9 protein-coding genes are annotated in these 14,856 nt (G+C 50.5%); 2 read left to right on the top strand and 7 right to left on the bottom strand.

Features of this window, described 5'->3' with window-relative positions; genetic code table 11:
* The first annotated feature begins 48 nt into the window (after window positions 1-48).
* Window positions 49-2,397: a phosphoenolpyruvate carboxylase gene (locus tag BDT_RS02905; protein WP_148278681.1), complete on the top strand. Its 2,349-nt coding sequence runs from the start codon at window positions 49-51 to the stop codon at window positions 2,395-2,397.
* Here BDT_RS02905 and BDT_RS02900 read toward each other — a convergent pair.
* From BDT_RS02900 to BDT_RS02865, 7 genes are all read right to left on the bottom strand, one after another.
* Window positions 2,387-4,534: a zinc-dependent metalloprotease gene (locus BDT_RS02900; RefSeq protein WP_148278680.1), complete on the bottom strand. Its 2,148-nt coding sequence runs from the start codon at window positions 4,532-4,534 to the stop codon at window positions 2,387-2,389. The two genes, BDT_RS02905 and BDT_RS02900, sit on opposite strands and share 11 nt — an antisense overlap.
* Before the next feature lie 330 nt (window positions 4,535-4,864).
* Complete coding sequence (locus tag BDT_RS02895) at window positions 4,865-5,698, bottom strand: flagellin N-terminal helical domain-containing protein (RefSeq protein ID WP_041576920.1); 834 nt, start codon at window positions 5,696-5,698, stop codon at window positions 4,865-4,867.
* 1,111 nt (window positions 5,699-6,809) lie between these two features.
* Window positions 6,810-7,634, bottom strand: coding sequence for a flagellin N-terminal helical domain-containing protein (locus BDT_RS02885; protein WP_015089762.1), 825 nt, complete (start codon window positions 7,632-7,634; stop codon window positions 6,810-6,812).
* Between the two features lie 468 nt (window positions 7,635-8,102).
* A complete protein-coding gene (locus BDT_RS02880) occupies window positions 8,103-9,011 on the bottom strand; it encodes an N-acetylmuramoyl-L-alanine amidase-like domain-containing protein (RefSeq protein ID WP_158320221.1) in 909 nt (302 codons plus the stop codon).
* A 123-nt stretch (window positions 9,012-9,134) separates the two neighbouring features.
* Window positions 9,135-10,172, bottom strand: coding sequence for an alpha/beta hydrolase (locus tag BDT_RS02875; RefSeq protein WP_015089760.1), 1,038 nt, complete (start codon window positions 10,170-10,172; stop codon window positions 9,135-9,137).
* 60 nt (window positions 10,173-10,232) lie between these two features.
* The gene (locus BDT_RS02870; protein ID WP_015089759.1) at window positions 10,233-10,946 is read right to left on the bottom strand and encodes a 3D domain-containing protein; all 714 of its coding nucleotides are present in this window, start codon (window positions 10,944-10,946) and stop codon (window positions 10,233-10,235) included.
* A gap of 110 nt (window positions 10,947-11,056) precedes the next feature.
* Window positions 11,057-11,797, bottom strand: a complete 741-nt coding sequence (locus BDT_RS02865) for a substrate-binding periplasmic protein (protein WP_015089758.1) — start codon at window positions 11,795-11,797, stop codon at window positions 11,057-11,059.
* Between the two features lie 104 nt (window positions 11,798-11,901).
* Here BDT_RS02865 and BDT_RS02860 point away from each other — a divergent pair, with 104 nt between their 5' ends.
* Entirely contained in the window at window positions 11,902-14,631 is a 2,730-nt protein-coding gene (locus BDT_RS02860; RefSeq protein WP_015089757.1) for an ATP-binding protein, read from the top strand.
* The last annotated feature ends 225 nt before the right edge of the window (window positions 14,632-14,856 follow it).

Raw genomic sequence — 14,856 nt, 5'->3', positions numbered from 1 at the left:
CTCGACGAAGGAAAGAGGCCTAAACTATCCCTACGGACAGGAGTGGCCATGCAAAAACAGCTTGCGAAGGAACTGACATCACTTGTGAACTGGGCCGTAACAGAACTTGGGCACGTCATCGAGGCCGAGCTGGGGACCCGTGCCTTTCAGCGCATTGAAAACATCCGCCTCCATGTAAAATCCAAAGCCACGCGCGATATCAACGGACTGCTGAAACTTAAAACTGACATGGAGAATCTTTCCAATCAGGAGCGCTTCGAGATCGCCCATTCCTTTGCTCTGATGCTGGAGCTTATCAATGCCTGCGAATCGGCGTACCGCACCCACCGGCTTCGTGAGGAAAGCAGCCTTGTTGTCAGTGAAGAAAAACATTCCTATGGGCGCGTGATCCATGTCCTGACCGCGCACCCGACTGAATCGCGCAACAGCGACATGCTGGTTTATCTGCGCATGATTCACGAGCTGCTTTTACAGCGCCTGCAATCCAGCCACAGCACACAAACGGCGCGGCTGCATTCCCTGATTCGCATGGCCTGGCACCTGCCCATGTCCAAGCAGCGAAAACCCACAGTGATGGACGAGGCTGAATATATCTATTCCCTGGTTTTGCAGGACAACGTCATTGATATTTATCTGCAACAGCGGCAGGAGAAAAATCCGTTCTATATCCGCACGTGGGTTGGTGGCGACAAGGACGGACACCCGGGGGTGGATGAAAAGACCATGCTGGGAAGTCTGAACATGTCCCGTCAGCGTCTGCATCAGTGGGTGGCGCGACAGTTTTCCGAATACATGACAGAGCTTGCCCCATTGGTGCGCTCGGGGCTTGACCAAAGAAAACCAACACAGAAGCTGCAGCAGCACGCCCGCGCCGTGAAAGCAAACCTGATCAAAATTCGCCGCATTTCTGCCGGTGATGCCGCCCGGGTGGATCGCCTGACCAAATCCCTGCAGAATCTTTCCCACGAACAGGGGCGGATCTTCGGGACCGAATCCGAAAAACTGAACCGCATCCGCTTTCTGCTGAAGATCTTCCCCGGTCTGGTGGTCCCACTGGAGCTTCGTGAAGATAGCACGTTGGTGCATGAGGCTTTGGCAAATCCTTCCAAGCGTCCGAACATCACACGCATGCTGATGGCTTTGTCACGCCTCTGCCCCGATCACAATCCCCGCGATTACGTCCGGGGATTTGTCCTAAGTCAGTGCGAGTCGGCGAAAGATATCACTGCTGGAGTTCGACTAAGTTCACTACACTTGAAGGGGCCCCGTCTGCCCGTGGTGCCGCTATTTGAAAGTTCACATTCCCTTAAGAGCTCTAAACAGATCATCTCTGAATTCCTTGGCACCCAGAAACATGTGCAATTGATAAAAAAGCACTGGTCCGGGCAACTGGAGGTCATGCTGGGGTATTCGGATTCCGCCAAAGAAAACGGATCCTTCCCATCGCGCTATATGATCCAATCCGCCATTGGCACTCTGGAAAAAGCCATTGAAGGCCGAGGCCTGACCCCGATCTTCTTCCATGGGTCCGGCGGCAGCATAGAACGCGGTGGAGGCTCCATCCAGGAACAGACCGAGTGGTGGCCTCTTTCTGCTTTGAAGACCGTCAAGATGACCGTGCAGGGCGAAATGATTTATCGCAACTACAATTCACCGGACATTCTGCAAAGACAGCTGAATCTGCTGGTGGAAAACCGTGATGTCCGAAAACAGAAACCCGCCTCGCGCGGCTCTGTCGCCACGGAAAAAGCCTTGAGCACTCTGGCCGGGGCCATTCAATCCAGCTATCAAAATATTCTGAAGCAGGAAGATTTCCTGGAGCTGATTGAAAAAGCCACGCCTTATTCCTTTATGAAAGACCTGCGCATGGGGTCCCGGCCGTCGAAACGCCAGGGACCTGTGCAGCTAAAAAGCCTGCGCGCAATACCCTGGGTGTTGTGCTGGACTCAGACCCGTGCGCTGTTCCCGACATGGTGGGGACTTGGTTCTTTCTGGACAGGGCTGTCGGCGGCAGACAAAAACAAATACCGTCGGGCATTTAAGGAATCCTCGATGTTTAGAACCTACATCAAGGCCGTGGGCTTTACTTTGGAAAAGATCGAACTGGATGTGTTCTTTATGTATCTGCGATCCTCGAAGCTTTCACAAAGCACAGTCGTCAAATACGAAAAAAGCTTCCGCATGGAATATGCGAAAGCCGTCAAATGCATTCGGGAAATCACAGGTGAAAAAAGCCTGCTGTGGTACCGCCCGTGGCTTGAAACCAGCATCGGCCTGCGCTCGCCGCTGATTCATCCTTTGAATGTCCTGCAACTTGTGGCCCTTGAAACCAAGGACATCAAGCTGCTCAGGGAAACAGTCACCGGCGTTGCCAGTGGAATGCTGACTACCGGTTAGTAATGGTGTCGCGAAGCTTGGTGAGGTCGACCGCCTTCATGGCAAGGTCCATGGCTTCGGCATCAAGCTTGGCGGAGTTTTCCATCAAACCTTCTTTGACGACAACAAGCTCTTCAGGGGTCAGACCGAGCTGGTCGAATTTCCCTGCGGCAAGGGCTTCTTTGGCAAGCTTCTGGAAGAATTCAGGATCGGTGGCCGTAGGACTCAAGGTTTTCAGGTATGCCGTCAAGCCACCCATTTCCTTCAACTGCTCGTTGATTTCGGCGTCCCCGGTCGTGCTGCCATTGTTAAAGTCCTTCCCACTGTAACCCCAACGCATGTACGGAGAAATAAAGTCCTCCACCACATCGGCAATTGTCAGAAGAGGATTTTTCTTGTCGCTCTTATACAGGGACTCGGCAATTTCCAAAGACGGGCTGAAGGTGACTTGCACAAAGGCTTTGTGCTCGATCTTGTACCCGGCTTTTTTCATGTACTCCAGGGAATAGATAGTGCTGTTCAACGCATCTTTTGCGGCCCTTAGAACCTTTTCGCGTTCTGCAAAGAAGACATTGCGGTACATATCCTGACGATCACAGCCAATGATATTTCTTCCACCGGATCCTGCCTCCAGAATATGTTCATCCGAGCAATACATGCCTTTGCTTTTCGCGGACTCGATGCCTTTATAGGCCCAGTCGATGGCTTTCTGGTCATAAGGCATCACCTTGTCTTTAATGAAGGCGCCCGAAGCCAAGGAAGCAGCATTGTCCGTATAATCCATCACGGTGGTAACAACAGCCTTTTCAACGGCAAGATTTCCCCTCGCTCGCTGTTCGATCGTTTCTTTAATCTCTTTATCCGTGTATTCGGTGGAAGAACTGCCCGCAAAGTTATGACGAAGTCCCAGAACGTGACCCATTTCATGAGCGATCACAGCGCGCACATTGTCTTCCTGGTCCGGCTGGTTCATGTCGACTCTCATCCCGCACAGATCACCGTGCTTGAACGAAAACACATCGTTCTGTCCACCGGATGTCATGTCTTCCTTCTTGATGAAAGAGGACGTCATATAGACGAAGCCTCGGAAGGCTTCGCCCGTCAGGGGGTCCACCTGGGCATTGGCGTAAGCACCAAACCCGTTGTCCCAGTGAATCCAGCGAATCACAATTGACCGGTCCGTTTGCGGATCCGAATCCTTGTAACCAGTTTCAATTTTCAGAACGTCACGGCCCAGAACGCGGTTCCAGTAAGTCACACCCTCTTTCACTGCCGCTTCCATTTTTGCCGGAACATTGGCATCGATCAACACGCGAATGTCACCGGCTTTTTCGTCGGTGTTCCAGCGGATGATCTGGGTTTTCATGTTGTCTTCACCTTTTTTAAAGGTGTTGTTGATGAAGAATCCAAAACGGCTCTGCGCATCCATGGGTTTGGACTTGAATTCATCGTTCTGCACGTAAGGTTTGATTTCAAAAAACAGAGTTTTGCTGGTTTCAAACTTTTCAGGCTTTTTCATCCCGATCTGCTTCAGCTTTTCTTCAGCTTCTTTGTTGGCCTCGCCGGTTTCACGGGCTTTTTCCACGACACGGATCACCTGCTTCATGAAGATCGAGTTGTTACGCAGGGACAAAGAGCTGACATAGGAATCCTTGATATCCAGATGGGATTCCAACTTTCGTTCGCCCCGCTCAATCACGTCGGAATACGTATAGGGCAAAACGATATCCATGGAGTCCTGCAGATTCATAGACAGGAAGCCCTGGCCCATGTCGAACACCACCTGATCGGCGGTCTCATCGACGATGGCAAAACTTTGAATCAACTGATCGGCGGTGACCGTCTCGACCACGTCTTTGACAGTCTGATTGAAGATCGCGATGCGATCCCCGTTTCTTTCAAAAGACACCAACTGCGGGCGGAAGAAACTGGGCGCAGCTGAACGGGACGACTCGATAACGGTCGGCACCAGCATGAACAGCTTTCCTAATGAGGACTTTTCGAAGGTCACATGATTTTTACTGACCTTGGCGGAAGCTTCGATTTTTTCAGGAGGCAGAGAGTCTTTGACGATGACTTTTTCGGTCTCTTTACTACAGGCAACCAGCAGGGACGAGCAAAGAAGCATGGCAAATGTAGAACGGCTCCAGGACAGCATACGTACTCCCAAATCGATTTAAACCCCTTGCCGCCGTCTAAAAACGAGACAGCGAACCCAAAATTGGGTCTAAGCCGGACACCATATCCAACTTAACAGGCTTAAACTTTCAGGAATTACAGCAAAGCAAGAACTGCTCCACTGACAGGGATAATCAAACCAAACGCAAAAAACCCCGTGAACCGAGGCAACCGTATGATCCTAATTATGTTGCGAGGAATCCCAACCCCTTAAGTACCCCAGGAAGACCCATGTCTTCCTGGGTAGGTTGGTACCGAGAGGAAACGGAGGTATCCTCTCAGGTCAAATCCTTATAAAAAAATTCTAATATTAACCAATCAGTCTTAGTGCAGAGTTTGGCATTGCGTTGGCTTGAGACAACACAGATGTATTCGCCTGCAAAAGTACCTGGTTACGAGTCGTCTCTGCAGTTGCTGCTGCTACGTCTGTATCGCGGATACGAGAGTTAGCTGCGGAGATGTTCTCATGTTGCACACCCAAGTTATCAACTGTGGACTGCAATCTGTTCTGAAGGGCACCCAGATTTGCGCGGTAACCATTCACTTGAGATTGTGCAGAGTCCACTGCTGCCAGTGCCTCTTGTGCACCTTCTTTGGAAGAGAAGTCAAAGCTGTCAATTCCCAAAGAGGACGTGGATGCATTTGTTTCACCGGCGTTGAAGGAGATTCTATCTGCTTCAGGGTCATTGTTGATACCTACCTGGAAGTCGAACTTGTCGCCGGAACCATCCAGAAGTTTTGTTGTACCGAATCTGGTAGTCTGAGTGATACGTTGTGCCTCAGATTTAAGTTGCTGAACCTCTTTATCAAGGAAGCCGCGCTCTGTATCACCGATAGTGTCAGAAGAGGCTTGTACACCCAGTTCTCTCATACGAGTCAGGATGTTGGAGATCTCTGACAAACCACCCTCTGCAGTTTGAACCATGGAGATACCATCGTTCGCATTTCGGGAAGCCTGGCCCAGAGAGCGAATTTGCGATTTCAAGTTTTCACTGATCGCCAAACCTGCTGCGTCGTCCGCCGCTTTATTGATGCGGGAGCCGGATGCAAGTTGTGACATTGATTTACCGATTTCACGCTGAGAGTTAACCATTGTTCTCTGTGCGTTGATTGCGGATACGTTCGTAGAAATTCTCATTCCCATTTGGGACCTCCATTAAATCGGCCGCCTTATACCTACTTAGGCTAGCCAGTTTGTACACGTTGTTGACCCAAACTTTTGTCTGGCTCTCTCAAGCGAATCTTCGTAAGGCAATCACTCCTTGCGGGTTCCTCGAGAGCTTCGACTTGGTTTGCGTCGTTGCTTCTGACGTACCTTTCGGCGAGGTCTTGAAAGGCTTTAGTCGCGTCCAGCACTTCTGGACCATGATCCAGTAAAAGCTGGACTAAGATCCTGAAAAACAGACCAAAACCCTGCACTTTTCAATACCAAGGTCCAGTCCCACCCAACGTCTACCCCGACTAAGAAAAGGTGCCTGGTTGTTTTTTCTGGCTACAAAGCAGTAAAATTCGACTGCCGGACCTAAGAACTAATAAGAAGAAGCGCAAACAGGGCGAAGATCTTGCTCTTCACTCTCTGATCTGCGCATTCATAACTTCGTATTGATGAGCAATCACTTTCACATGATAGTCCGATCACCACAGGCAAACTTAAGTGAAGCCATGCAGTACTTCATGCGCGCAACGGGTGATGATCTGCGGGAAATCAGCGGAAGAATAAATCAGACTTATGGCGGTCGCTTTCACCGTAGTTTGATCGCTCATCCACGGCATTACGATCACGCCTATAAATATGTATATAGAAATCCGGTGGAAGCAGGGCTCTGCGAAAGAGTTCAGGACTATCCGTATTCAACGATACAAGCATTGTTGGGAAGAAAGATGGTAGAGGTTCCCGTACTGGAAGACCCTCGTTGGAGCACCTGGGACAGCCGGGTGCAGACATTACGGTGGCTGAACGCCAAACCTAATGAGGAAAGTTGGGACTTGGTAAGAAGAGCACTTCGCAAGGGAGTGTTTGCCTTACCCAAATTAGACAGTCGTCTTTCTCCCCTCGAAAATTGTGCGTTGTAGCCAGAAAAAACAACCAGGCACCTTTTCGAAAATCCCCGGGGACGGGTGTCCCCGGGGTGGGCTTAAGACGAGGAGTATATGTGGGCGACCCCTCTTCCCGAGAGAAGCCTTATCCCAGAACAGGCTTCTCCCGACATTCCGTAATCGCGAATGTGAATCTTAAATATTTTACGCTGATATAATTAGACCAACTTCATTGCAACTTGAGGCAACTGGTTGGCTTGAGCCAGAACCGACACCGCTGTATTTTGCAGAATACTTGCAGATGTCATTTCGGCCGTTTCTTTCGCCACGTCGGTGTCGCGGATTCGAGAATTCGCCGCTGACAAGTTCTCATAGGACACGTCAAGGTTACTCACCGCGGACTCCATTCGCGATTGCATCGCACCGAAGTTCGCTCGCATACCCGAGACTTTTTCAATCGCCTGATCGACCTGCTCCAGAGACGCTCGCGCATCCCCTCTTTCCGCCATGGCAATCGAATCGATTCCCAGAGCCGAGGCCGTCGAGTCGGCATCAAATTCAAATTTAATAACGTTGTTCTCATCCGAGTAAGCACCCACCTGGAACTCCATGGCTCCGGCAGTACCATCCAGCATTTTCTTCGTACCGAAGACCGTGGTCTTGGCAATACGATCCGCCTCTTGGATAAGTTGTTGGGTTTCTTTATTTAGGAACTCCCTCTCTGTGTCACTCACAGTATCGGAAGCGGCCTGTACGCCCAGCTCTCGCAGACGCACCAGAATGTTGGAGACCTCATTCAAGCCCCCCTCACTGACCTGAACAAATGAGATGGCATTGTTGGCGTTGTTTCGCGCCTGACCGATACCTTTCAATTGTCCTTTGAAGTTCTCAGAAATCGCCAAGCCTGCGGCGTCGTCGGCCGCATTTACGATACGGCTACCAGAAGCCAGTGCCTGAGCGGCATGCTCTGCGCGTTTCTGTTGTTTGGATAGCACACGTTGTGCTGCGATAGATGCGGTGTTTGTTGCGATTCTTAAGCCCATAGAACCCCCCTTGGGATTAGAGATCCGGAGCCGCTGGTTTTTGATGGAATCTAAAATGAACTAAGGTAGCACCACTTACCTTTTGAACACCCGAAATCCGCCTACGTCCCGTGATCTGATTTTGTTTTTAGTAACTCTTAACTTTTAAAAAATTTATTTAAGGTTGGAGCCGCCCCTCTGAAGAAACGGTGATTGGACGTTTCTTGAGAGGAGCTTGAGCTTCGAGAGGAGGTATCCTGATTTGATCTGGAGATCCTTTTTAGCTTGCCCAACGTGTACAACAAACTCTTCGGACCTAGGTCCAGAAAACTTTAGCCCAAGGTCTAGGATTTTTTTTGGCGGATTTGCTAGTGCTTGATTTTACTGGATATTAAGGACTCAAAAATTTTTGACCAAGGTCCAGGCAAGGCTCGACCAAGGGCTAAAAAACGATGTTTTATCGAAGACTTATGTTACACGCAAAAAACCTTACGGTGTTTTACGAACGGCCAGGATGTTGATTCCAGCGGTGGTCGGCGAAGCCATCATCACGCGCTCCACATAAGCAACCAACGGCTCTTTTTTTACCTGCTTCTCGTCGTTACTACCGTCACGAGTAATACCGTTACTGGCGTGAACCATGTACAACACACCATTTTCACGAATTAAAAATCCCATATGAGAAACATCTAGCCGAGATCCTGCACCTTCGCGCAAATCCCAGTTTGGGCGCACCACGTGAAAGATCGTGCCCGATGGAATTTTCGCAAGCATTTCGGGACTACTCAATAGATCTGCTTTGGCGACGTAGGGAAGTTGGCCCAACGTTGGTTTGAATTCGCGGCTCATCTGCACGTACTCTGGTCCCTTCTTCGCAAACCACGCGTCTTTTTCAATCCACGTCTGCGACCACTTGGTTTTAGACCCGCCAATAGAACCCGTAATGTCCTTTACAAAACCATTCTCAATATTATTAGGAATCCAGTCGATGCTTGGAAAATGATTGCGTGTCTTGTACGACACCACAGCATTTTTGTAGCGAATCTGATTCATGCGCGTGCGGAACTGCTCAGGACTTGATGAGAGCGACAACGCCAGCACTGTTTCTACAAACGTTGTGCAGTCGAAGCCATCAAAGCGATAAAGCGGTCCATGACTGATGTCACCTTGAGGGCCTTCACCCAGCGGATCCACAATGTACGGGCTTTTTTCAGAAAGAAACTGCAAAGCAAACATCGACACACGGTCTTTGCCCTGCCCCTGCTTCAATTGCGCTGTTGAGGTGTAAAGGCTTTGCAGGCGCTGGTCGGCCCCCGTTACTTCAGCCAACGCATAAACCGGCGCCATCCCCATAATCAGGGAGGAAACAAGCAGTGATTGGAGCAAAGAACGTTTCATAGTCACCTCATGAAAATCCAGCATTCCCATACAAAGCAAAACGGGGGCTCAAAGAGCCCCCGTTTAATTCATTCTCACTGTAAAAAACTGTGTATCACTTTGACACAGCGACATTTAAAGCCGCTATTTCACAGCCTCGGTCATCCAGGCCTCCAGCGCGGAAGCCCCCTGCCACTGGGCTTTGCGCACATCTGCGGCCTTACGCACCACCATGAAAGACACCGTCGCAGATACAGGCTCCTGCGCCAGCAACCCAATCGCCGCCGCATACACCGACGGAGATTCCGACGGCAGCACATGCCCTGCATTCGCCACCACAATCACACGCACCGGCTTGCCTGAGCGCAAATAATTTTTCAAAGCCTGAATCTGATTCTTCAGACGTTCGGAATTTTCTTCCCCCGCCAGAATAAAATCGCGAGTCACAGCGTCTGCTTTGTAATCCACCTTGGTCAGATCAAAGTCCTCGGCCGCGCGGGCGATCGTCACGTATCCCGTCTTGATATCTGCCGTGCGTGGCTTTGCGCCGTAGAATTCAGGATCACTGGCAAGATTCGCATCAACAGTCGCCCCCCAGTGCTTGGTGTAAGCCTGATCACGGAACTGACGAATCCAGTACGGCGCCATCAGCGGATTCATGCGCAGCCAGCCTTCCCACAGCTCGGCGTTCTTGGCCGCTTCAGGATTCGTTTCGGTGGGAATACCCAGCGGAACTGTTTCAATCACATGCGGGAAAATTTTAGGATTTAAGAAAGCCCCCACCGTCGACGTGTAAGACAACGTCACCGGAACGACGTCTTTGATTTTCAAAACCGCAACAAGCTGTTCAATGTCAGAAGAAAAATCCGCAGAGCGAATGGTCGAGTCATACAGAAAGTACGGCGTTTCACTGGCAGAAAGACCTTCTATGGAAAGAGGATGCGCCGGCAATGAAGGCAGCAAAAGATTCCACCCTTGTTCTGCCAGCAGTTGCACTGAACGATCGCCCGCACTGAGTGCGCGGTTCACCCCGGGAAGTAAAATCAATATCGAAGAGGCTTTGTTGGTCTGGATGTATTCATAGGCAATCACTTTGCCGGATCCCAAACGAAGATACTGAACCTTTGCCGCGGCTGTCAGTGATACCAGAAGAACTGAAATGAACAGAGCGATTGTTTTCATGCAGCTGGAAGTAACAAAGGCTCTGGGCCTTGGCAACAGCTAAAAAATAGAGCTTTTATGCTAGTCTTGCTGTTCTTCCAGAATGGATTTTTTAAGTCCCGGGAATCCCCGGCGGTCTCGCGCACTGGCGGCTTCTTCGCCGCGGACCACACGATATTCAATGCGATTCTTGGGATCCCCAAAACCGAGGCGCGCCATGGTGTTTTTCTTATTACGATGATCCATGTAGCCTGTGAAGAAATCAAAACGACCAGCACCCTTGACTCCGCCGCCCGCATCGCGAATGACGATGTACCCATCATGAACTTCGCCATTTGGCATCTTCGCGCCCACCAAGCGTGGAATGTAAAGCACATCACCCAGCTTATAGATTTTCAAATCTGCGGCTGCCGAGAAATAAGGATCCAGACATGCGTTGCTGACACCATAACCGAAAGGGCAAACCTTGGTGTCCGTCACAATAAAACGAGCCACGCCGTCTTTGGTAGAATGATAATTGTAAGAGGTCGACACGCCGTCGTCCTCAATCAGGCAGGACCCCTGAAGCAAGCACTGAGCATAATCCGAATCACAAAGTGTCGTCAGCACGCGGCCCTCGGGCGAAAGCAGATCACGCAGTGATGCGGAAGAACACTTGTTCTTATCCAGTTGAATTGTGGGCTTAAAATAGATGGTGGGAATTAATCCGGAACCATCGCTGGACTTGGAAGCCGCGCAGGCGTTCAGCAACACCACCGCCGCAAGAAGAGCCAGAGTCTGACTGAAGATTTTCATAGTTTGGCCCTCCTTTGTTCCTGCTATTTATAGCAAATTTCAGAGGGATTTTGCGGCCTTGCCGGAAAAATACAGACAGCGCGTGTAAGGCTTACACTGATGACCAAAGTTTAATCAAGGCGCAGAAGGTACTTCAGCAAATAGTCATCCACGATGCGCTGATAGTTGACCTTCTCCAGGGCTTTTTTAAGCTTAGCCGCCTTATCACGATTATGGGTGTTAAAGGCGAAATACAGCTCTTTATCTTCCAGGATCCTTTGATTGACAGAAACCTTGCCGGCATATTCGGGATGAGTTTTTGAAATCAGATACCGGGCGTTGTTGATATCCATCAGAGCACCATCAATCTGCCCCTGGGCCACCCGTCGCACGTTGGTGTCGTCGCTTATCACTGCTTCGACCGTCAGCACTCTATCCTTAACCAGGCGATTGAATTCAGTGGTGTTACTGTAGCCCTCGGTGATACCCAGCTTTTTTCCTTTCAGATCCGGCAGTTTGGCCCAGACCAGAGGCTTGCTTCGTTGCTGAATAAAACCCAGTGGAGACTTAAACAATGATTCGGAACGTGTAAAACCGGGCAACACATCTTTCCATGAAGGAAAATAACCAACCACATCAGGCTGTTCAGCCTTTTTCTGAGTTTGAGTCCAAGGGTAAAACACAAATTCGACACTGATGCCGGCTTTGTTGAGAGTGTCTTTCAACGCCTTTGCCGCTGCTCCGTTTTCAGGACAGCGCGAACAGGTGAATGGAGGCCACTCCAGTGTCATCACCACCCAGCGTTCCGCATAGGACCGCGAGCTTGAGAGCAGCAGCACTGCCGTCAGAAAGAACGCCTTGATTACATTCATTTAACTCTACTCCCAAGCCTAGTTTCGCACTTGTATTTCACTCGCTGATTGAACTAGGAACACGTATACGATATCACTAAAAATGCATAGGCTAATCAATAAGCATGACATTACGTTTAAGAATTTTCTTATTCAATTTAATCTCCGTCTTTCTTGCGACGTTTGTCGTCGCGCTTATTGGCCTCAAGATTGTTGAATCCACCGTTATCGACAGCACCTATGAACGTCTGACTCAAATCCGTATCAGCAAGACCAGCTCCATCGAAAATTATTTCCGTGATCTGCAAACGGCGATCAATCTGATCTCTTCTCACGAACTGACGGACGATCTGCTGCATGAAAAGAAAGTCGACAGCCTGCCCGAGTTCCGCCGCCTGCTGGATAACTATGTCCTGGACTTCAATATCTACGACATGGCGCTGATCAACAATCAGGGCGTTGTGGTCTACACGACCCGCAAAGACATCGAAGACGGTTCATCCGTCTCTGTAGGTTCGATTCCGGGATCAAAGCTCAAGGACATCTACACTTGGGGCGTGAAGGCCCAAGAAGGCTCGACCCTGTTTCTGGACTTTGACAAGGACAGTTTGAATCCCAATTCAGCCACCGGCTTTGTTGCCTCCCCGATTTATCGCAACCTGCGCCCGGTCGGCGTTCTGGTTCTGAAAATTTCCATCTCGGAAATTGATCGCATCACCAGTGATAACTTTGCATGGCCGACCCACGGCATGGGCCAAACGGGCGAGACGCTGATTTACGGCGAAGACTGGAGTCTGCGTAACACCGGAAGATTCCGCGTTGAAGCCAGCCAAGCTGCTCAGGGAAGCCTTGAAGCCGAAGTCCTTTCATCCAACCGCGGCGATGAAGACATCAAAAAAATTGAGAACCTGAGCGAAGTGCGCGAGCTGGGCACTGACTATCGCGGGCAGAAAGTCATCCGCTCGATCGGAAAAATCTATCTGCCCAACGGTGAGCTTTGGTACATCCAGACCAAGATTGACGAAAGCGAAGCCTTTGCCGTCCTGGACCGTATCGCGATTGCCTCCAGTGCCGCGGCGGTTTTGATCTTTATCCTGTTCTTCTTTGCGACCTTTGCCGCCACCGGAAAAGTCGTGGAACCCATCCAGCTTCTGACCGACCGCCTGGAAAAACTGGGTACCAGCAACCTGACCCAGAAGATCAACTATAATTCCAAGGACGAAATCGGTTTGCTGGTGAGCAAGTACAATCAGCTGGCCGACCGTTTGGAAACCACCACCGTTTCCAAAGAGTTCCTGGACAGTGTCATTCAATCTATCAAGGCCTTCCTGTTCATCGTCAAAGTGAGCCATCACGACGACTGGAGACAGGCATCGTACATGATCTCACAGGCCAATGAATCCGCGCTGAAGTTCCTGGGTTATTCCACGAATCAGATTTCCCATGTGGACCTGAAACAACTGATCAGCACGCAGGAAGAATTCAACAACTACACCTGGCTGCTACAAACCCGTCACAGCATCGAGGCCGAGATCACAGCCCAGGACGGACGTCGTCTGCCGGTGCTGATGAACTGGGCGGCCCTTCCAAACCGCACCAGCAAAGACCTGACCTTCGTATTCGTCTGCACCGACATCACCGACCGTATCACCGCTGAAACCGCCCTGATCGAAGCGCGTGAACAGGCCGTAAAAGCATCCCAGGCGAAATCCGAATTCCTGGCTCGTATGAGCCACGAGATCCGCACCCCGTTAAATGCCATCATCGGTATCACCGACATTCTGGCGGAATCTGATCTGAAACCGGAACAATCCCAGCTGGTGCGCGTGTGCGCCAATGCCGGTGAAAATCTGCTGGCGCTGATCAATGATATTCTGGATATTTCCAAAATCGAAGCCCGCGAAGTGCGTCTGGAAAAAATCGCGTTTGATCTGGAATCCACGACCACGAATATCTGCGATATCCTGAAACAAAAAGCGTCTGAAAAAGATCTGAAGTTCTCGTTAAGTGTGAATTTACCAAAGAACCGTGCGCCGTTGGTCATCGGGGACCCGACCCGTCTGCGCCAGATCCTGTTCAACCTGATCGGAAACGCCATCAAATTCACTCAAGAAGGCGAAATCGCCGTGTCCCTGGACTTTGACGGGACTTCGCAAAAGTTTGTACGTTTCACAATCCGTGACACCGGTACCGGGATCCCTAAAGACAAACAGCACCTGCTGTTCCAGAGCTTTGTTCAGGCCGACAGTTCCATCACCCGCAAATTCGGCGGCAGTGGTTTGGGTCTGACGATTTCAAAAAATCTGGTTGAGCTGATGGGTGGACGCATCTGGTTCCAGAGCGAAGAAGGCACCGGAAGCTCGTTCTATTTTACAGTTCCTTACATTCCGACGGAAGCTCCGCGCGAACTGGTGGCACCTGAAAAAGCCCCGGTTGCCAATGCGACTCCACGTCCGCCAATGAATGAACTGACGGTCACCCGTTCGGCACGCATTCTGGTGGTGGATGACACTGAAGACAATCGCTTCCTGCTTTTGACTTATCTGAAAAAACTGCCATTTGAAGTTGTGCAGGCCGAAAACGGCAAAGAGGCCGTTGAAAAAGTTCTGGCTGAACCATTTGATTTGATTCTGATGGACATTCAGATGCCGGTGATGGATGGCTATGCGGCCACCCGCAAGATCCGTCAGTGGGAAAAAGATCAAGGCACCGAACCAATTCCAATCATCGCTGTCAGCGCCAACGCCATGGCTGAAGACATGCAAAAATCACTGGATGTCGGCTGCACTGAACACGTCACCAAGCCCATCAAAAAGTCAGCCCTGCTAGAAATGATTCAAAGATATCTAGGCTGAAAACCCCGCCAGAACTACAAAACTTCCTTCTAACGAGTTTAAAGGCTGGTCAAAAAGGGTCAGCCGCAAGGCGGAGTAGGCCCTCGCAGCGCAGGCGTGCTCCAAGCACGTCGAAGCGAGAAGGCCGCCCGACACAAAAATAGCAGGATGCTATTTTTGCGCGTCAGCCCGAAGGGTGGAGGGCAGGAGCCCTCCACACGCAGTCGGATGGCCCTTTTTCACCAG

Origin of the sequence: Bdellovibrio bacteriovorus str. Tiberius (genome assembly GCF_000317895.1) — a bacterium.
Taxonomy (GTDB): domain Bacteria; phylum Bdellovibrionota; class Bdellovibrionia; order Bdellovibrionales; family Bdellovibrionaceae; genus Bdellovibrio; species Bdellovibrio bacteriovorus_F.
This window is presented reverse-complemented; position numbering and strand designations above follow the sequence as displayed.